This is a genomic window from Sulfitobacter pacificus (assembly GCF_030159975.1).
In the GTDB taxonomy this organism is placed as follows: Bacteria; Pseudomonadota; Alphaproteobacteria; order Rhodobacterales; family Rhodobacteraceae; genus Sulfitobacter; species Sulfitobacter pacificus.
The window spans coordinates 1355424-1374106 of the sequence record NZ_BSNL01000001.1; the positions used below are offsets into that span (position 1 = coordinate 1355424).

24 protein-coding genes are annotated in these 18683 nt (G+C 56.4%); 10 read left to right on the forward strand and 14 right to left on the reverse strand.

Going from position 1 to position 18683, the window contains the following annotated elements; all coding sequences use genetic code 11:
- Positions 1-104: 104 nt before the first annotated feature.
- The 10 genes from QQL78_RS06840 to QQL78_RS06885 all read right to left on the reverse strand — a co-directional run bounded on the left by QQL78_RS06840 (position 105) and on the right by QQL78_RS06885 (position 7704).
- Positions 105-473 carry a DUF8776 family protein gene (locus tag QQL78_RS06840; protein ID WP_284371870.1) on the reverse strand — a complete coding sequence of 123 codons (369 nt, stop codon included), beginning with the start codon at positions 471-473 and terminating at the stop codon, positions 105-107.
- On the reverse strand, positions 470-856 hold the full coding sequence (locus QQL78_RS06845; RefSeq protein WP_284371872.1) for a response regulator: 387 nt from the start codon (positions 854-856) through the stop codon (positions 470-472). Before QQL78_RS06845 ends, QQL78_RS06840 begins: the two co-directional genes overlap by 4 nt.
- Positions 857-906: 50 nt before the next feature.
- Positions 907-1758, reverse strand: coding sequence for a CheR family methyltransferase (locus QQL78_RS06850; RefSeq protein ID WP_284371873.1), 852 nt, complete (start codon positions 1756-1758; stop codon positions 907-909).
- Positions 1755-2213: a chemotaxis protein CheW gene (locus QQL78_RS06855; RefSeq protein WP_284371875.1), complete on the reverse strand. Its 459-nt coding sequence runs from the start codon at positions 2211-2213 to the stop codon at positions 1755-1757. The genes QQL78_RS06850 and QQL78_RS06855 overlap by 4 nt, the downstream gene beginning before the upstream one ends.
- A complete protein-coding gene (locus tag QQL78_RS06860) occupies positions 2210-4456 on the reverse strand; it encodes a chemotaxis protein CheA (RefSeq protein ID WP_284371877.1) in 2247 nt (748 codons plus the stop codon). The genes QQL78_RS06855 and QQL78_RS06860 overlap by 4 nt, the downstream gene beginning before the upstream one ends.
- Before the next feature lie 12 nt (positions 4457-4468).
- Entirely contained in the window at positions 4469-4834 is a 366-nt protein-coding gene (locus tag QQL78_RS06865) for a response regulator (RefSeq protein ID WP_284371879.1), read from the reverse strand.
- Entirely contained in the window at positions 4831-5106 is a 276-nt protein-coding gene (locus QQL78_RS06870; RefSeq protein WP_284371881.1) for an STAS domain-containing protein, read from the reverse strand. Before QQL78_RS06870 ends, QQL78_RS06865 begins: the two co-directional genes overlap by 4 nt.
- Before the next feature lie 208 nt (positions 5107-5314).
- Entirely contained in the window at positions 5315-6394 is a 1080-nt protein-coding gene (locus tag QQL78_RS06875; protein WP_284371883.1) for a methyltetrahydrofolate cobalamin methyltransferase, read from the reverse strand.
- 27 nt (positions 6395-6421) lie between these two features.
- On the reverse strand, positions 6422-7351 hold the full coding sequence (locus QQL78_RS06880) for a methylenetetrahydrofolate reductase (RefSeq protein WP_284371885.1): 930 nt from the start codon (positions 7349-7351) through the stop codon (positions 6422-6424).
- Positions 7352-7407: 56 nt separating this feature from the next.
- Positions 7408-7704, reverse strand: a complete 297-nt coding sequence (locus QQL78_RS06885; protein ID WP_284371887.1) for a virulence factor — start codon at positions 7702-7704, stop codon at positions 7408-7410.
- Between the two features lie 222 nt (positions 7705-7926).
- Between QQL78_RS06885 and QQL78_RS06890 the strand changes: the two genes are divergently transcribed.
- The 4 genes from QQL78_RS06890 to QQL78_RS06905 all read left to right on the forward strand — a co-directional run bounded on the left by QQL78_RS06890 (position 7927) and on the right by QQL78_RS06905 (position 11477).
- On the forward strand, positions 7927-8691 hold the full coding sequence (locus QQL78_RS06890; protein WP_284371888.1) for a Stf0 family sulfotransferase: 765 nt from the start codon (positions 7927-7929) through the stop codon (positions 8689-8691).
- A gap of 89 nt (positions 8692-8780) precedes the next feature.
- Positions 8781-9902 (forward strand): Ppx/GppA phosphatase family protein, encoded by a 1122-nt coding sequence (locus QQL78_RS06895; RefSeq protein WP_284371890.1) that lies wholly within the window; start codon positions 8781-8783, stop codon positions 9900-9902.
- Position 9903: 1 nt separating this feature from the next.
- A complete protein-coding gene (locus QQL78_RS06900; protein WP_284371892.1) occupies positions 9904-10674 on the forward strand; it encodes an RlmE family RNA methyltransferase in 771 nt (256 codons plus the stop codon).
- A 233-nt stretch (positions 10675-10907) separates the two neighbouring features.
- Positions 10908-11477 carry a hypothetical protein gene (locus QQL78_RS06905; RefSeq protein WP_284371894.1) on the forward strand — a complete coding sequence of 190 codons (570 nt, stop codon included), beginning with the start codon at positions 10908-10910 and terminating at the stop codon, positions 11475-11477.
- A gap of 189 nt (positions 11478-11666) precedes the next feature.
- On the opposite strand, the gene QQL78_RS06910 is transcribed toward QQL78_RS06905, so the two are convergent.
- The 4 genes from QQL78_RS06910 to QQL78_RS06925 form a co-directional block, all read right to left on the reverse strand.
- Positions 11667-12197 (reverse strand): hypothetical protein, encoded by a 531-nt coding sequence (locus QQL78_RS06910; protein ID WP_284371896.1) that lies wholly within the window; start codon positions 12195-12197, stop codon positions 11667-11669.
- Positions 12198-12418: 221 nt separating this feature from the next.
- Positions 12419-12679 carry a hypothetical protein gene (locus tag QQL78_RS06915; protein WP_284371898.1) on the reverse strand — a complete coding sequence of 87 codons (261 nt, stop codon included), beginning with the start codon at positions 12677-12679 and terminating at the stop codon, positions 12419-12421.
- A gap of 86 nt (positions 12680-12765) precedes the next feature.
- Positions 12766-13176, reverse strand: coding sequence for a DUF6691 family protein (locus tag QQL78_RS06920; protein WP_284371900.1), 411 nt, complete (start codon positions 13174-13176; stop codon positions 12766-12768).
- Positions 13177-13186: 10 nt separating this feature from the next.
- Positions 13187-13639, reverse strand: a complete 453-nt coding sequence (locus QQL78_RS06925; protein WP_284371902.1) for a YeeE/YedE family protein — start codon at positions 13637-13639, stop codon at positions 13187-13189.
- A gap of 214 nt (positions 13640-13853) precedes the next feature.
- On the opposite strand from QQL78_RS06925, the gene QQL78_RS06930 reads away from it, so the two are divergent.
- The 6 genes from QQL78_RS06930 (at position 13854) to phnE (QQL78_RS06955) (ending at position 18678) form a co-directional block, all read left to right on the forward strand.
- Positions 13854-14390, forward strand: coding sequence for a histidine phosphatase family protein (locus QQL78_RS06930; RefSeq protein WP_284371904.1), 537 nt, complete (start codon positions 13854-13856; stop codon positions 14388-14390).
- 59 nt (positions 14391-14449) lie between these two features.
- Positions 14450-15106: an HAD-IA family hydrolase gene (locus QQL78_RS06935; RefSeq protein ID WP_284371906.1), complete on the forward strand. Its 657-nt coding sequence runs from the start codon at positions 14450-14452 to the stop codon at positions 15104-15106.
- A gap of 83 nt (positions 15107-15189) precedes the next feature.
- Positions 15190-16164, forward strand: a complete 975-nt coding sequence (phnD, locus tag QQL78_RS06940) for a phosphate/phosphite/phosphonate ABC transporter substrate-binding protein (protein WP_284371908.1) — start codon at positions 15190-15192, stop codon at positions 16162-16164.
- A gap of 83 nt (positions 16165-16247) precedes the next feature.
- Positions 16248-17045, forward strand: coding sequence for a phosphonate ABC transporter ATP-binding protein (phnC, locus tag QQL78_RS06945; RefSeq protein WP_284371910.1), 798 nt, complete (start codon positions 16248-16250; stop codon positions 17043-17045).
- Positions 17042-17863, forward strand: coding sequence for a phosphonate ABC transporter, permease protein PhnE (phnE, locus tag QQL78_RS06950; protein ID WP_284371912.1), 822 nt, complete (start codon positions 17042-17044; stop codon positions 17861-17863). The genes phnC and phnE (QQL78_RS06950) overlap by 4 nt, the downstream gene beginning before the upstream one ends.
- Positions 17863-18678, forward strand: coding sequence for a phosphonate ABC transporter, permease protein PhnE (gene phnE, locus QQL78_RS06955; protein WP_284371914.1), 816 nt, complete (start codon positions 17863-17865; stop codon positions 18676-18678). The genes phnE (QQL78_RS06950) and phnE (QQL78_RS06955) overlap by 1 nt, the downstream gene beginning before the upstream one ends.
- Positions 18679-18683 lie beyond the last annotated feature (5 nt).

Here is an 18683-nt window from a genome sequence, read left to right on the forward strand (position 1 = left end):
TGGCGCAACATCATGGCAGCGTGCATACATCTGGACGCATTTTTTCGGTGATTTATCAGCTATTTGTGCGGTCTTGGTTTCGATGAACGAGGGGGCTATTCGTGTTAAAATAAATCAACCTCGCCCAAGATCCGGTCATCAGGCGGGAAACGGGTGCGGGCCGATCTACGTTCCTGAAGCAGAGCCTTGGTTGCATCAAGACGCAGTTTATCGGCGATACCGGGTTCAACATAACCGTCATGGTTTTTCGAAAGAAAATGCATCAGCAGCGCCAGATCCTCCAGAGACTGGCGCAGGAAATCGAGCCGTTGAAGCCGGGTTATGGTCTGCGCCCCCTGCGCGGACATCACCCCAAGCTCATCCCCGATCGCATGTTCGATCTGATGCACCTCTGATGCCAAGCTCTCCATCTGACCCGACACCCCGGCCAAGAGATCGGTCAGGGATAGGGTTTCTGCAGCACTTTTATTCACAAGCGCCCAACAACGGTTTCGATGCAGTTGCGCAAATCATCAGGTTGGAATGGTTTCTTAAGATAGTTATTCATTCCCAACTTCTTGCCATGGTCAATGATCTGCTGTTCGGCACGGCCTGTAATCAAGACAAACCCAACGCCTTTGGTCTTGGGCGCAGCACGCAAATAATGCAGCAATTGCAGCCCGTCCATTTCTGGCATGTTGTAGTCTGAAATCACCAGATGGACGGGCTTGCTTGCCAGCGCCTGAAGGGCCTGTTTGCCATTTTCGGCGGTGGCGACATTGCGCACCCCAAAAGCATCCAGCGCCTGGGTGATCAGCCCGCGGCTTGTGGACATGTCATCCACCACCATGATCCGAATTTGATCGCGCAATGCCATTGTTTTCTTCCTTCGCAAGAATGTTGTTATCAGTATCGACGCAAGGTTGTTCAGCGCGTGTCGGGGCGGTAAGTTGTTGGTCCTGTGCAGATAAAACCAAATCTGGCTGGATCGGATATCCTTTCGGAATGGCCCAGAAACAGAACCCCTTCCGGGGCAAGGGCGGCATGGAATTTTGGCCATAGGGTTTCTTGGGTCGCGATGTCGAAATAGATCACAACATTCCTGCAAAAGATCACTTCAAATCTCTTTTTCATCGGCCAGGGTGCAAGCAGGTTAAGTTCGTTAATTCTGATCATGGATCGCAACCGTTGATGGGCACAGAAATGCGGTTCATCTGTCACCGCTTCAACCTGTTGAAAATACTTGTCAATCAGCCCTGCGGGAACGCCTCCCAGTAATCGTTGGGGATATACCCCTTCGCGCGCGAACCGCACGACTTTCGGATCGATATCAGTGGCCAGGATGCGGACATCCAAATCGGCAATGCCTGGCAGATGTTCCATCAGGGTGATCGCGGCAGAAAGCGCTTCCTGACCGTTTGAACATCCAGCCGACCAGATCCGCATTTGGCCACCAGCGCGCAGCTTTGGCAGGCATCTGTCCAGTTCGGATTTCAGCGTCTCGAAATGATGATCCTCTCGAAAGAAATGCGATACATTTGTGGTCAGCGCGGAAATCAGATGCTGGCGTTCATCCAGACCTTGGTCTGACTCGATCAGCGCACAGTAGGATGGGAAATCAACTAGGCCCAAATCGCGCAGCCGATGCCGCAGCCGCGACTGAATCATCGGGGTTTTTTCCTCGATCAGGGTCAGCCCGCTCTCGCGATAGGCCAGCGCGGCAATTGCGCGAAAACTGGCAGCATCAAGGCTGGCAATTTCCTGCCTGCGTGAACTCATGCAGCGGCGCTTTCGAAAGAATTGATGGTCATCGGCAGGTTGAGAACCCGGATCATCCTTTCGTCGATCAGAGTCAGGGCGCTGACAACGCCGTCGGCGGTGCTTGCCGCCAGTTCCGGCGGGGGTTGCAGATCTTCATCCGTCACCGCCACGATGTCAGACACCGCATCCACCAGCAGCCCGGTCATCGTATCCTCATAGTTCACAACAATGATCACACTGCGTTCATTCTGCTTGCGTTCTGCCATGCCCAGCCGCGACGCAAGGTCCATCACCGGCAAAACCGTGCCGCGCAGGTTGATCACCCCTTTCATATAGGGCGGCGCATGGGGCAGGGAGGTGGCATGGGTCCACCCTCTGATTTCCCGCACCGACATGATATCAAGTGCATATTCCTGCTCTGCCAAGCGAAAAGTCAGAAGTTCGATGGTTGTGCTGCCCACTGTATCGGTCATGCGGAAAGTCCCAATTGTTGTGCTGGTTGCGCTTGTGTTGGTGCGGCACCGGGCGTGGAAATGATGTCAGTCGGGTCAAGGATCAACGCGATCTGCCCATCCCCGAGAATGGTGGCTGCAGCAATGCCGGGTGCGCGGTAAAAACTCTCGTCGAGCCCTTTAATGACCACCTGCCGCTGATCAATAATATTGTCGATGACCAAGGCGGCACTGCTGCCGTCCTCTTGCGCGATCAGCAGAACAACATATTCGTCAAAATCCTCCAGCAACGGTCGATACCCAAGGGCCGCCCCAAGGTCGAACAGCGGTACAAACCCGCTGCGCACCTCGATGACATTCCGGCCCGGGCGCACCATCTGAACATCGTTCGGCCCCAAGGTCAGCGTCTCAACCACCAGATTAAGCGGCAGAACCAATGTTTCACCGGCAACCTTGATCACCATACCGTCAAGCACCGCCAGGGTAAGCGGGAGCGAGATGGAAAATGTTGTCCCTTCCCCCGGATTGGAAGTGATGGTGATCCGCCCACCCAACGCCTGAATGGCGGTGCGTACAACGTCCATCCCAACACCACGCCCTGACAAATCCGAAACCACGGAAGCCGTAGAAAAGCCGGGTAAAAACAGAAGGTTGTCGATTTCACTGTCGCTCAGGGAAACATCTGCGGGGATCAAGCCTTTGTCGATGGCGATTTGTAAAACCCGAGGCCGGTTGATGCCCGCCCCATCATCGGAGACCTCAATCACCACCCGTCCGCTGCGGTGCGCTGCCGTCAGGTTGACACGCCCCTGTGCGGGTTTGCCGGCAGCCTGTCGTTTTTCGGGATCTTCAAGCCCGTGATCAACCGCATTTCGGATCATATGGGTCAGCGGGTCCGCCAACCGCTCAATGACCGTCTTATCAACCTCCGTGCCCTCGCCAAAGGTATGCAGGCGAACATCCTTACCCACAGCAGCAGAGGATTCCCGCACAATCCGCGACATGCGCTGAAACAGTGACTTCACCGGCTGGGCGCGGATCATCATCACACTGTCCTGAATGTCACGGGTAAGCCGTTGAAATTCCTCCAGCCCGCTCATCGCATCCGAATGTGGAGAAAGCCCAGACTTTTCAAGGCTTTGACTCAACATGGCCTGATTGATCACCAGTTCACCCACTAGATTGACCAATCGTTCGATACGATCCAGATCAACCCGAACGACGGATTTTGCCTGTGCGTTGCTTTGTGCTCGGCTGGCCTTTTCGGCAGGTTTCACCACTTCGGCTGCGGCTTTTACCGGGGGGGATGGCGAATCGGTGCTGCGACCCGCCTCAGGATCATTCTGCGCGGCGGCAGGAGGGGCCTCGGGCAGGGGCGTTTCCTCTGTTGCGGGCACCTCCAAAGGGGTTGGCAAATCCGCGAAATCCGGGGGGGCGGGGGATGTCTCCTCCCCGCGAGATATGTCCAATTGGCACAGCCCGTCGACAAATTCGAAAACGGAACGGATTTCACTTTCATCTACCGTGCTGTACAGGGTTACCACCCAGCTCAGGTGCGGAATATCAGGTGTTATTTTGGCCAGCTCGGGCAGGGCTGAGGCGTCACAAACCACTGAAACTTCACCAAGCTCCATAAGGTTGCGCAGCAGCAAAGCAGGTTCATTGCCAGTATCAAACAGCTCAACATGCGGTGTGAAAACAATCCTGTAGGGCGCATCGCTGCCAAAGTCGGGCAGCGGCGGCAAAGCGTCAAGATCAGGCTGGGCACCCTCAGAAGCGCTGTCCTCCCCGTCCCCCAGATCAAGGTCCAAGGACAGGACCATTGGCTGAAATTCAATCTCCTGCTCATCTTCCTGTTCGGGCGGTCCACCCAAAAACGCATCCAGATCGGTCAACAGGCGGGCGGTTTCGGCAACTGGCAGGTCGTCGTCATCACGGCTGACCCGCACCAGATCCGACAGATGATCCGCCGCCTGAAAAAACACCTTTAGCGCAGCAGCGTCAACGCTCAACCTGCCTGCGCGTACCTCGTCAAGTACCGTTTCATAACGATGGGCAAACCGCACCAGACCTTCCAGCCCAAATGCCCCTGCGCCACCTTTGATCGAATGCACCGCGCGGAAAACCACATTGATGGTTTCGGGATCGTCGCTGCCCTCATCATCCATGGTCTGCAACCCGTCTTGCAGGGCCTCCAGCAGTTCTTCACATTCGATGAAGAATGAGGCGCGGATTTCTGCCATAGGGTCATTGTCGGTGCTCATGAGACTGTTCCTTTACCCGGCAACCATCTGAAGCGCTTTGACAAGTTTAGCCGGGTCAAAGGGTTTGACAATCCAGCCAGTGGCCCCTGCAGCGCGGGCACGCGCCTTAAGTTCCGGCGCGGCTTCGGTGGTCAGAACCAGAATGGGGGTCGCCCGGTGTTTGTCCTGTTCGCGCACCGCATCGATAAAGCCAAAACCATCCATCCGGGGCATGTTGATATCGGTGATGATCGCATCGGGTTCGATGCCATCCAAGACCTCAATGCCATGGATGCCGTCATCCGCCGTATGTACCGTAAACCCCGAGGGTAGAAGGGCCAGTTTGATCATATCCCGCATCGTGCGGCTGTCGTCTACTGCCAGAATCTGAAGGGTCATGTGGTGCCTTCCGCAAGGGTTTCAGGGGTAAAACCCATGCTGGTGAGCTGCACCAATACGGGGTCGCTGACATTGATCATCTTAAAGAGGGTTTGATTGCGGCGCGCCTCGCGTGCGGCGGCCAGACAGGTTTGCAGACAGAGCGCCCCGATCTGGGTCACTTTCTCGCAATCAATGATAACATCCTGTCCGATCCGCGCGGTCAGCTCACTGTGAAAGGAAACGGCGGCGGCCACGTCCAACTTGCCCTCTGGCATCAACGGCTCACCCATAGGATGACCGCATTGAAAAAGTTCCGGCAGGGACCATCTCTGCGCTCCACATCTGTTCAATGGAGCGGTTTTAGGGGGCGGTCCGTTAATTCCGGGTTACCAGAATGGCAGGCAGCACATTTTGGCAGGGATCAACCGGTCACAAAGAAAAAGGCCCCGAGCTGGTCAGGGCCTTTTCAAGATTGAATGTAGCTTTGGTAAAGCCGTGTCAGCCGCGACGCCGGCCACCCACACGGCCAGCCCGTCCGCGACCTTCCTGACCTGCTTTGGGTGTCACCTTGTTGAATTTGATCCAGTCACTGCCGTGTGGATCCCGGTCAAACAGGAAATTCGCCGCGCGGATGGCTTCCATTTCCTTTCCCGGACGCGGCAGGGTCGACCCCATGCCGAACAGCTGCACAAAGGCTTCATCTTCCATCCCTTCGGGCAGAACCACACCCAGCGCTTCCAGCTCGGCCTTCTTCTCCGCAATCTTGGTCGCGTTGATCGGCAGGGCGACAGGGTTCATAATCGCACTTGTCATACCGGCACCCATCGCCATGGGCAGAAACGCATTGTTGATGCCGTGACGGTTGGGCAAGCCAAAGCTGATGTTGGAGGCGCCGCAGGTGGTGTTCACCCCCAGCTCCTCGCGCAGGCGGCGCACAAGGGTGAATACCTGATGGCCCGCCGTCGCCATGGCACCGATTGGCATCACCAGCGGATCAACCACGATGTCATGCGCCGGGATACCGTGATCCGCAGCGCGTTCCACAATCAGCTTGGCCACGGCAAAGCGCACATCGGGGTCTTCGGAAATACCGGTATCATCATTGGAAATCGCCACCACCGGCACGTTGTATTTCTTGACCAGTGGCAACACCAGCTCCAGACGCTCTTCCTCGCCGGTGACAGAGTTCAGTAGCGGGCGCCCTTCACAGGCCTGCAATCCGGCCTCCAGCGCGCCGGGCACGGAGCTGTCGATGCAGAGCGGCGTATCCGTCACGGCCTGCACACGTTTGATCATTTCAGGCATCAGCATCGGTTCGACGAAATTGTTATCTGCGTAACGCGGGTCTTCAGCCATTTTGTTCGAGAACACCGCGCCAGAGTTCACATCCAGCACCGTGGCACCGGCATTTGCCTGCGCAACCGCGTCAAACTCGACCCGGCTGAAATCATCGCGCTCCAACTCTTCGGCCAAAATCTTGCGGCCTGTCGGGTTGATCCGCTCGCCGATGACGCAGAAGGGTTCATCAAAGCCGATAACGGCGGTTTTGGTTTTGGATTCGATGATGGTACGGGTCATTCAGGTGTCCTTGGACAAGAGAGGTTTTCAGACGGAAGGGTTCGCGGGGACGGCAGAGGAACCGCCGTTTTCGATGGCCCAGTTGGCATTGGTCTTGATCCCGCCCAACGGGAAGAAATGCACATGGGAAATGTTGAAATCAGGATTGGCGGCCTTGTGCAGGGCCAGTTCGTTGATCACATCCGTCGGCTCATAAGGCAACAGCAGTTTGGTCACATCCATCGCACGCTTTTGCAGCACCTTCAGGGATGGCCCAACACCACAGGCAATGGCGAATTTGATCAGGGTTTGCAACTTGGCCGGACCGGCAATGCCGATATGTACGGGCAGGGTGATGCCTGCCTCGCGCAGACTGTCCGCCCAGGCGATGATCGGTTTGGCGTCAAAGGCGAATTGCGTGGCAATGGCCATTTGTGCATCCGTGCGGGTCTGGAAGTCATTCTTCCATTTCAGCGCCGCATCCACGCCGGCGGTGCCCGTTGTGTCGATATCACGGTTACCTTCGGGGTGACCTGCCACATGCAGACGTTCAAAACCGGCTTCATCAAACAACCCGGTTTCCATGAGCTGCATGCTGTCGCTGAAATCGCCATGTGGCGTGGCAACACCACCGGCCAGCAGCAGCGCCTGTTTCACATCCGCCTCGCCCTGATACATGGCGATCCAGTTGGCCAGCGTTGCGCGGTCCTTGATGATACGCGCGGGGAAATGCGGCATTACCTTATATCCCTCCGCATTCAGCCGTTTGGCGGTGGCGACCATATCCTCAATGGGCGTGCCTTCGATATGGGCGACATAGACGCGCGTTTCGGCAGGCAGAAGGGCGGTAAAATCCTCGACCTTCTCGGCGGTGCGCGGCATCACCTCAATCGAATAGTCGCGCAAAAACGCTTCGACTTCAGCGGTTGGCGTGGAGGTGGCAGGGGTTTCTTTACGGCGAAAATTCAGCAATGCCATGATCTTGTCCTTCAACATGCGGGGGTCACGTATCTTTCAGGTCGGTTCAAAAGGGCCTAGGCCCGGCCTTCGTTGTCAATCAGCGTTTTCAGGCGCGCCTTGTCGTATTCAGTATCAATGCGCAGCGCCTCGGCATCGGCCACCGCGTCAGCATCACCCTCCACGGAAAAGGGTTCGGCCTTGCGCCAATCAGCCATATAGGCGTCACTGTCCTCTGCGCCGATGCGCATGGCCACGCGGTCGATTGCCTGCTCAAAACGCTCGGGCAGGGGGCGTTTGGCACCACGGCGCCCCTTGCCCACAATGATCTGCGCGGGAATGTCGCGCCAGTACACTATTGTCACGTCCACCATCTGCTGATTCCCTTCAATTTCTCACATCGGTCTAACGGGTACGGCACTTTCGTCAGCGCCGTTTTTCGACTTCACATGCGCTTTCCGCGACCCCTGCGGAAAACCATGTCCACTCTTAACCCCGGTGGTGTCCAAGGACGAGGGGCCCTTGCCCCCATAATTCTCAAGTTCTTGATGAGGTGGGCCATGTACCGGCCGCGGATCGGTTGATAAAACGCCCCTATGAATGACCTACCTTGCAATTATGTGCTTTGTAGCAATCCGCGCAGCGGTACGACCTTGCTGTGCACGATGCTGGCGGATACTGGCGTCGCAGGGTGCCCCAATAGCTTTTTCCGACAGGAAGGCCTGCAAGAATGGGCTCAGGACTGGGGCATAGATGCACAGGCGGATCCAATGGATCCAGCATTCTCCAGCCGTTACCTTTTGGAAATGCAGCGGGCGGGGCGCGGAAAAACCAGTGTTTTCGGGCTTCGCCTGATGGGACCGGATTTGCGCTTTGCCTGTGACTGGCTAAACCGCCTCTATCCCGGTTTGCCTTCTGATCTTGCCCGCTTGCAGGCCGCCTTCGGACCGTTGCGGTTTATTCACCTGACACGGCAAGATAAACTGGCGGAAGCGGTTTCTTACGTGAAAGCAGAACAATCCGGCGTATGGCACCGCAACGCGGATGGGTCGATCCATGAGGCCTTGGCGCCGAATTTGCCGGATGGTTTTAACGTCTTGGCCATCCATGAACGGTTAAACATGCTGCGTCATCTGGATGTCGCATGGCATGCGTGGTTCGCCGCCGAGAACATTGCACCTTTGCGCCTGACATATGAATCCCTTTCGGATGATCCACAGGCAATCCTTGCTGATGTATTGTCACATATCGGGCAGGACCCCGCGCTTGCCACCAGCATAACGCCTTCGTTGCGCAAATTGGCGGATCAGACCAGCAGTGATTGGATTGCAAGGTACCGCCAGATATATCCTGATCGCTGAAATATCGCGGCACAACCATACCTTGGCGCTTGCGCGGAAACGTTTGCGCGATTACTTTGGGGTCAACTCGAAATGAAAGGCGCGACACCATGGCGCCACAGCGTCCCAAAGGTGCGGGCGCGCTCGATAAGGACTTAAAGTCGGCTCTGAGCCCCGTGCCAGTTTCGCCCAGATCGTCCGAGCTATACGCGGCCCTTGATCTGGGCACAAATAGCTGCCGCATGTTGATCGCCCAGCCGAAAGGCAGCGGTTTTCACGTGGTAGACAGCTTTTCGAAGTCCGTCCAATTGGGGGCGGGCCTTGAAAAATCCGGGCGTTTGTCGCGCGGATCAATGGCGCGTACCATTCAGGCACTGCGCATATGTCAGCAGAAACTGCGCCGCAACAAGGTCAAACGCATGCGGCTGGTTGCCACCGAAGCCTGTCGGCGCGCCTTGAACGGTGCCGATTTCATGCGCCGGATCCAGCGCGAAACTGGTCTGGTGCTTGATATCATCAAACCTGAGGAAGAGGCGCAGCTGGCGGTGATTTCCTGCGCGCCACTGGTCAATCACAAGACCGAAAACCTCTTAGTGGTAGACATTGGCGGCGGATCAACGGAACTGGTCTGGATCGACATTTCCAAAGTGCCGAAAAAGGACCGTGCGCAAAGCATCATGCGGCTGCATTCCGGGTTTCATCAGGCCAAAACCGATGTTCCGGCGGCTAAGGTGGTCGATTGGATTTCCGTACCTCTGGGCGTGGCCACCCTGCGCGATCAGTTTGTTGATGTGGATGACGATGCGGCGCGGTTTGCCTTGATGAGCTGGTTTTTTGAGGAAAACCTACAGGATTTCACCCCCTATCAGGCCGCGCAGCCACAGGAACGGTTCCAGATTGTCGGCACCTCCGGCACGGTCACGACAGTTGCGGCTAGCCATTTGGGATTACGCCGCTATGACCGTACCAAAATCGACGGGCTGCGCATGACATCGGCACAGATCGACAAGGTGATCCATTCCTATCTGGCGATGGGTCCGGCGGGGCGGCGCTCTGATCCGCGGATCGGGTCGGATCGTGCGGCGCTGATCATGTCGGGGGCCGCGATCCTGCAAGCGCTGATGCGCTGCTGGCCAACCGACCGGCTGAGTGTGGCGGACCGTGGCCTGCGCGAGGGTCTGCTTTATGCGCAGATGTCGGCGGATGGCGTATTGGAAGAAGGAACGTATTAAGATGGCCAAGACACCAACAGGCAGCGGTGGCGCGGGGAAGACCCCCACGGGCAAGAAAACCCCCACCGGAAAGAATACCTCCGGGCGGGGTCAGCGCGACCTGAAGGTCAAAGTCAAATCTGCCCGTGGCCGCACCACCAGTTCAACCCGCTGGCTGCAACGCCAGTTGAACGACCCCTATGTGAAACGCGCAAAGGCCGAAGGCTATCGCGGACGCGCCGCCTATAAGATCATGGAGCTGGACGACAAATTCCGTTTCCTTGTGCCGGGCGCACGGATTGTCGATCTGGGGGCGGCACCGGGGGGGTGGTGTCAGGTGGCGGTGAAACGCTCCAACGTCCTTGGTGAACGCAGTGGCAAGGCCGTGGGCACCATCCTTGGCGTTGATTTGCAGGAGATGGAGCCGATTGCCGGCTGTGAACTGCATGTACTGGACTTCATGGATGAGGGGGCCGACGATCAGGTCAAGGAATGGCTGGGCGGCAAGGCTGATGTGGTAATGTCGGATATGGCGGCCTCTTCTTCGGGGCATAAGAAAACCGATCACCTAAAGATCATGGCGCTTTGCGAGGCGGCGGCCTATTTCGCCTTTGACGTCTTGGAAGAAGGCGGCACCTTTGTCGCCAAAGTGCTGGCAGGCGGTGCCGAGGCAGAGTTGCAAAAGCTGCTGAAACAGCGGTTCACCAAGGTGCATAACATGAAACCGCCAGCCAGCCGTTCGGACAGTTCGGAAAAATTCGTTGTGGCCTTGGGGTTCAAGGGCGACAACTAGGCCGGGCTGCCTGCGGTGGATGCTGTCGGGAAAGCACTAGAACGTTTCAAATTGCGTACAGAAATTGCCACTTCACCGCAGCCGTATCTAGAAATTTGATTTTTATCAGAGCCTTACGTGGCATGTTTAACCATCTGTAACACATGCGTTTCACGTGCCCTTAACCGGTTCCGCCTAGTCTGAAAACACGCGGTCGCAATCCGCCACTCAATTTTCAGACCGAAGGAACAGACATGTTTAGATCGACGCTTATCGCGCTCAGCGTTATTGCCGCCCCCATGGTTCAGGCCGCAGAAGTGCCCCCCGCAATGTCAAAGTATATCTATGATGACCTGATGAAATGGGTGAATGATGCGCAGATCGTGCAGGCCATCACCGAACAGAACAGCGTCACCAGCGGATTAACCGAGGCAGAGGTTATCGCCAAGGACAACGCATGGCGGGCTGAGGTCGGCAGCAGCAGCACACCAATGATTGATGCAGTTCTCAACGCCCCGCTGTCTACATTCCTGCGCGAGCATCAGGGTCAGTCCGGCGGGCGCATCACTGAAGTCTTTGTGATGGACCACCATGGATTGAACGTGGCTTCCAGCGGTGTCACCTCGGATTATTGGCAAGGGGATGAGGCCAAATTCAAACAGACCTATAACAAAGGGGCCGGGTCGGTCTTTGTTGATGAAATTGATCTGGATGAAAGCACACAAACTTATCAGGGGCAGGTGTCTTTTGCGGTCACTGACCCGGCAACCGGGGATGTGATTGGCGCAATCACCGTGGGTCTGAACGCCAGCGCATTCTTCTAGGAAAACCCGTTATAGCCAAAACAACACCGCACCTCACTCAATGCGTTGATCTCCCTGATGTGGGAAGATGTTCGACTGTCAGGATTCCGATGACCATTGGCAAAAAAATGGGGCGCGACCGGCGGTTATGCCAATCGCGCCCCGAATTTTTATAGCGCGGGTCGGATCTGAACCCGATCCCGGTTTGGCTTATCTGTCAGAACACCCTTTGGTCCCTGGATGACAGGTCGGCACCGCCGAACGACGGATCACCTGACGCGTTTTCTTGACCCGCATCGTCTTTTTCTTCTGCGGATGTTTCAACATCTGTTGATAGGTCACCGGTTTGTTGGGCTTCCCACAGCTGATGCTGCCCGAAATCGTCACAGGCTGAAGGCCCGCCGGACAATAATTCACACCCGTATGCACCGGATAGGTGTTTGTCTTTGTCGGGGGTGCCGGCACGATGACCTTAGTTGGTGGGACAGGTGTTTTTTCCTTGCCAACGGGTTCTTTGCCGTCACCTTTAAATGACGGATCCTTGTTGATCACCGGCGGCGTCGGAGGTTCAGGGTCAGGCGTCGGAGGTTCAGGAGTCGGTGGCTCCGGATCTGGTGTCGGTGGCTCCGTCACCGGGTCACCGCCTACGACATCATCCGGCCCAATCGCTGCCGCCGACATGGGCAGCAAGCAAAGCAGGGACAGCACTCCGATAGACACTGTTCGGGGAAACAAATACATTGAGGTTCTCGCGTTCTTATCTGCTCATTTATCCGCAAATCATGCCCTCTATGGCGCAGTATGTCCAGATTTCATAAGCTTTTCAGTCGCTTTTTGCGAAAAATAGCGACTTAATTGCCCCATAGGTTGAGGTGTCGAGCGTTATTTTCCCCAGATATCGCGGATTGGCATAGCGGGCCCCCGTGCGCTAACCTTTGCACCGTCCGTTCACAAACAACCGGTTAACGGTGTTTTATTGGCCAGTTCTTGGCAAACGGAAAGCGGAACGCGTGTGCCGCATCACCACGGGGTATTTCCTGTTGCAGCCTTAGTGACGTCACCCCACGGTTGATAAACCGGTGTGCCGCATCCCCGTCCAAATACCGCGCGGTGATCGCAGCGGAGCGGGAATCCACACCAGTTTGCGGGCGCAGGTCGCCTTGGCGTAACAGTTCAAACATCTTTTTATGCCGGTTGTTTTTTGGCGGGGCGGGATCGTCCATTCTTGCTCACTTCTTAAAACACAGCCCGCTGATACCGTTGGAATGCGGCGGCAAGGCGGCAACCTCTGGGCCATATATCGAAGGCTTTACCGCTGCGACACCCTGTTGCCGATCCACAGCCCCAGCAACATCATAGGCAGAAATACCATGGTGCCGGGTGCCAGCAGGGTCAGGGCGGTCCAGGCTGGTCCCGGACAAAAGCCACCGATGCCCCAACCCAGACCAAACAGAGCCGCACCGCCCAGCAGACGCGCATCAATCTGTGTGGCAGCTGGCAATTGAAACACCTCTGCCAGTTTCGGTGCTGGCTGGCGCAGCACAAGGCGGTAACCGATAAAGGTCGTCACCGATGCGCCGCCCATGACAAAGGCCAGTGACGGATCCCAACTGCCCGCGACATCAAGGAAATTCAATACTTTGGCCGGATCGGACATGCCCGACACCACCAACCCTACGCCAAACAGTAGTCCGGCCAACAATCCTGCAAATATGCGCATGACCACCCCCCTAAACCACATGCCGCAAAACAAACACGGTGACACCCGCGCTGACCATAAAACTCAGCACTGCGGCCAAGGATCTGGGCGAAAGCCGCGCCAACCCACAAACACCATGCCCCGAGGTACAGCCGGACCCGATGGCCGTGCCCAAACCCACGATGATCCCTGCAAGGGCCATGCCGATCAGCGATGTTGGGACAGTTTGCAAGACAGGGTTTCCAGTGGCGGCGGTATAGATCACAGGGGCTGCGATCAGCCCAAGGATAAATGCGACCCGCCAGCCCAGATCACCGCCGTGATTGGCATTCGGGCTTAGCCCGTTCAAGACTGCGTTGGTGATCCCGGAAATACCGGAAATGCGCCCAAAGAGGGCCATCACCATGACCGCGCTCAGCCCGATCAGGATCCCCCCGAACAGCGATGCCCCCGGTGTGAAAGCCGTGAGTGTATCTAATTCCATGAGCAAGCCCTTTGTTTGAATAACGCCGTGGTGATCTTTAGGGGCGTGGCGGGCATTGGCGCAAGAGGGCGCGGTCCGTCGTTTCGTCGCAGTCCCGGCTGATGGCTGCGGTTAACCAGCCGCAATGGCGTTTCCGGTGCTGTTCAACTAGACCAGAACAGACTGCGGCAGAACCAAGGGCAGGGGGGCCGCCCATCTGAAAGGAATGATCACGATGGCCATCTATTTTATCCGACATGGGCAATCGGAATTTAACGCCGCCTTTCAGGGTGAGGTTGATCCGCTGATCTTTGATGCACCGCTGACGCCGCTGGGGTTTGAACAGGCAGCCGAAGCCCGCGAAAGCATCGTAACACTTGGGGTGTCACGTGTGATAACCTCGCCTCTGACCCGTGCCATCCAGACGGCAAGAACAATATTTGACGGCATCGCCCCAATCGAGGTGCAGCACGGTCATCATGAGTTATTGAAATTCAGTGGGGACGTCGGCCGCGCGCCAGCACAGCTGGGCGCTGATTTTCCAGATCTGTCCTTTGACCACCTGCCAGAGCGTTGGTGGCATGCCCATGAGGATCTTGCAGTCCCCGTGCCTGCGGAACCCATGGCGGTCTTTCAACGCCGGATCGCAGGGTTTGTGACTGCGCTGGACAGCATAGGTGACGAAGATGTTGCGGTTGTCGGCCATGGCAATGCATTTCAGGAAATCATAGGTTTCATGCTCAACAACTGCCAGATCCACCGCTACCGGTGACGGGATCACCGGGCCATCACCCCCCCAGATCCAATCATGACATAATCGGAGGCCAGAAAATGGCGCGCCTAGAAGCAATTGTTTTCGACCTTGACGGGACCCTTATCCATAGCGCACCGGACATCCAGTTTGCCACAAACGCGGCATTGGCAAAGATCGGGCGTGGGCCGCTTGATCTGGCAAAGGTTATTTCATTCATCGGCAATGGGGTGGAAACTCTGGTAACACACGCGCTTGAGGCGACTGGTGGCACGACGCCAGCGCTTGAACGTGACACGCTTGCCGTCCTTCTTGCGGTCTATAACGACAACATCACAACCCTGACCCGCCCCTATGACGGGGTTGTCACCGCGTTGGAGCAGTTTCGCGCCAAGGGGCTTAAACTGGGCATTTGCACCAATAAATTGACCACGCCGGCGCAGTTGGTTTGCGACCAATTGGACCTTTCACAATATTTCGATGCGATTGTTGGGGCCAAACCGGACCGGGCGAAAAAACCGCAGCCACAGATGTTACATAGATGCCTTGAAATGCTCGGGTGCGCGGCGAACAATGCACTCTATGTCGGGGACAGTGCGATTGATTTTCACACTGCCCGCAATGCAATGGTGCCTTTCCGCCTTTTTGCGGGCGGGTATTTGAATGACCCCTTACCGGACCTGCACCCGACAGAGCGATTTGACCATTGGGACACACACGGCATTATCGTTACGTAGGGTACGATATCACCCTTACTGGCATAATTTGCTTTGTAAAACCTTGGGTTCCGGCTAGCTTTCCATATCTGGGAGGATTCTAAATGAAACTAATGAACTCACTTTTATCCGGTGCCGCACTGGCGTTTACCATGTCTTTGGCAGGCCCGGCAGCGGCGCAAGAATGCGCGCGCGGCGATCTGGACGAGCGTTACTGCGACATCAATGGTGATCTGATCGCGGATACACCAACCGACCCCGCCGAGCTGGTCGATCCCGATACACTTGTCTTTGCCTATACCCCTGTTGAAGACCCGGCTGTCTATAAAACCGCATGGTCGGACTTTTTGACCCATCTGGAAAAGGAAACCGGTAAATCCGTCGTGTTCTTCCCGGTGCAGAACAATGCGGCACAGATTGAGGCCATGCGTTCCGGCCGCTTGCATATCGCGGGTTTCAACACCGGATCAAACCCATTGGCGGTGAACTGCGCAGGCTTCAATCCGTTTACCATCATGGCCTCCAAGGACGGCAATTTTGGCTATGAGATGGAAATCATCACATATCCGGGTTCCGGCATTGAAAAGGTCGAGGATATCAAGGGCAAGCAGCTGGCGTTTACCTCGCCCACGTCCAATTCCGGCTTCAAAGCGCCCTCGGCGATTTTGAAAGGCGATTTTGATCTGCTGCCTGATCGCGACTTTGAACCGGTCTATTCGGGCAAACATGACAACTCGATCCTGGGTGTCGCCAACAAGGACTATATGGCCGCTTCGATTGCAAACTCTGTCAAGGCACGGATGCTCAGCCGCGATGTGATCACCGAGGATCAGGTCAAGGTGATTTACAAATCACAGACATTCCCGACCACGGGCTTCGGTACGGCGCATAATCTGACGCCAGAGCTGAAGGACAAGATCCGCAACGCCTTCTTCAACTTTGAATGGGAAGGCACCACACTTCAGGCCGAATTCGAGAAATCGAACGAAGGTCAATTCCTGCCAATGACCTATCAGGAATTTTGGGAAGTGATCCGCAAGATCGACGCCGCAAATGGTGTCAGTTATTCTTGCGAATAAACCTTGATCGGGCGGGTCTGCGGGCCCGTCTTGATTCATGCAAATTCCTTTTACAATGATAATAATAGAGGCGGGGAAGCTTCATGCTGCGGCTTGAGAAACTTGTTAAGACCTATAAAACCGGCGATCAGGCGTTGCAGGCTGTTGATCTGGAAATCCCCGAGGGGCAGGTGCTGGCCCTGATTGGCCCCTCCGGTGCGGGCAAATCCACATTGATCCGCTGCATCAACCGCTTGGTGGAGCCGACATCGGGCAAGGTCTATCTGGGGGATGTGGAGCTGACCGGATTGTCCACAGGTGGTTTGCGCCGAGAGCGGCGCCGCATGGGCATGATTTTTCAGGAATATGCATTGGTTGAACGCCTGACGGTGATGGAAAATGTGCTGTCGGGGCGGCTGGGTTATGTTGGTTTCTGGCGCAGCTTCCTGCGGCGGTTTCCACAATCCGATGTGGATGAGGCGTTTCGGTTACTGGACCGTGTGGGGCTTGCCCATATGGCGGACAAACGGGCGGATGAACTGTCTGGCGGGCAACGCCAGCGTGTCGGAATCTGCCGCGCCTTGATCCAGAACCCGGCGCTGTTGTTGGTGGATGAACCCACCGCCTCGCTGGACCCCAAAACCTCACGCCAGATCATGCGCCTGATTTGCGAGCTCTGCAAAGAACGAGGCCTGGCGGCGATCATCAACATTCATGACGTGGCGCTGGCACAGATGTTTGTGCAGCGGGTCGTTGGGTTGCAACTGGGGGCAATTAAATTCGATGGCCCGCCAGAGGGGCTGACTCCGGAGGTATTGACCAGCATCTACGGCGAAGAAGACTGGGAAGCGACCATCGAAGACGTCGATGAGGATGAAGAAGAAATTGAGGTGGCGCTATGAGCGACACTGCTTTCGACGTGCAGACCAGAATCGGACAGCCGTGGAAAAAACCACCCTTTGTACGGCGCAGCTGGCTGCGCTGGACGCTGATCCTTGGGTTTATCGTTTATCTTATTGCCGCCTATCTGACCGTGGAGGTGAACTGGTCCCGGGTTTACGAAGGCTTGGAGCGGGGCAAGAAGTTCATTCTTGCATTTACCAGCCCTGACTTCACCTCGCGCTCTGGCGATATTTGGGAAGGTATGGTGGAAAGCATTGTGATGACCGTTGCCGCATCGGTTGTCGGTATTGCGATTTCGATTCCGATTGCGCTGGGTGCGGCGCGTAATGTGGCACCCTTGCCGATCTATCTGATCTGTCGCGGGATCATCGCTGTCAGCCGCGCCTTGCAGGAAATCATCGTGGCGATCCTGCTGGTGGCGATCTTTGGCTTTGGCCCCCTGGCCGGTTTCCTGACGCTTAGCTTTGCGACCATCGGTTTCCTGTCGAAACTGCTGGCAGAAGACATCGAAAGCATGGACCGCGTGCAGGCAGAGGCAATCAAAGCCTCAGGTGCGCGGTGGACACAATGGATCAACTATGGGGTGCAACCGCAAGTGATGCCACGGTTAATCGGCCTGAGCATCTATCGTCTGGACATCAATTTCCGCGAAAGCGCGATCCTGGGGCTGGTTGGTGCGGGCGGCATCGGGGCGACGTTGAACACGGCCTTTGACCGCTATGAATATGACACGGCAGCGGCGATCCTGTTGATCATCATCGGGATTGTGATGGCGCTGGAATACCTGTCAGGTGTTGTCAGGGCGAGGGTGCAATAATGCCGGTACAAGATACAAAAGGTCTAAAGATCTGGCAGCGCCGCACGGGTCGTGAAAGCCTGTTTCATTGGGCGCTCTGGCTGGTTGGTATCGCGATCTTCGCCTATTGCTGGCAGCAGATTTCCAAATCCACCACGTGGTTTTTCGTTTGGGATGCCCCGCGCATCGCCAGCGATATCTGGACCCGCGCCACACCGCCGAAATGGGAATATATCACCCAATTGGGCAAACCGATCTGGGATACGCTGAACATTGCGACATTGGGCACGATTTTTGCGCTGATCCTTGCGGTACCGGTTGCCTTCCTTGCTGCGCGCAACACCACGCCTTCGCGCTTTATCATCCGCCCCATTGCCCTGCTGATCATCGTCTCGACCCGCTCGATCAATTCCCTGATCTGGGCGCTGTTGCTGATTGCCATCATCGGGCCGGGGGTGTTTGCCGGGGTGATCGCAATTGCGATCCGCTCCATCGGGTTCTGCGCCAAACTGCTGTATGAAGCGATTGAGGAAATTGACGAAACCCAGGTCGAGGCGATCACCGCAACCGGCGCCTCGCGCTGGCAGGTCATGGCCTATGGCATTGTGCCACAGATCCTGCCCGCATTTGCCGGCATTGCCGTGTTCCGCTGGGACATCAACATCCGCGAAAGCACCGTTCTTGGTCTGGTCGGGGCAGGTGGCATCGGTTTGCAGCTGTCGTCTTCGTTGAACGTCTTGGCATGGCCGCAGGTGTCGCTGATCCTCTTGGTCATTCTGGCGGCTGTTGTGATCTCTGAATGGGTTTCCGCCAAAGTGCGCGGCGCGATCATTTGAGTAGG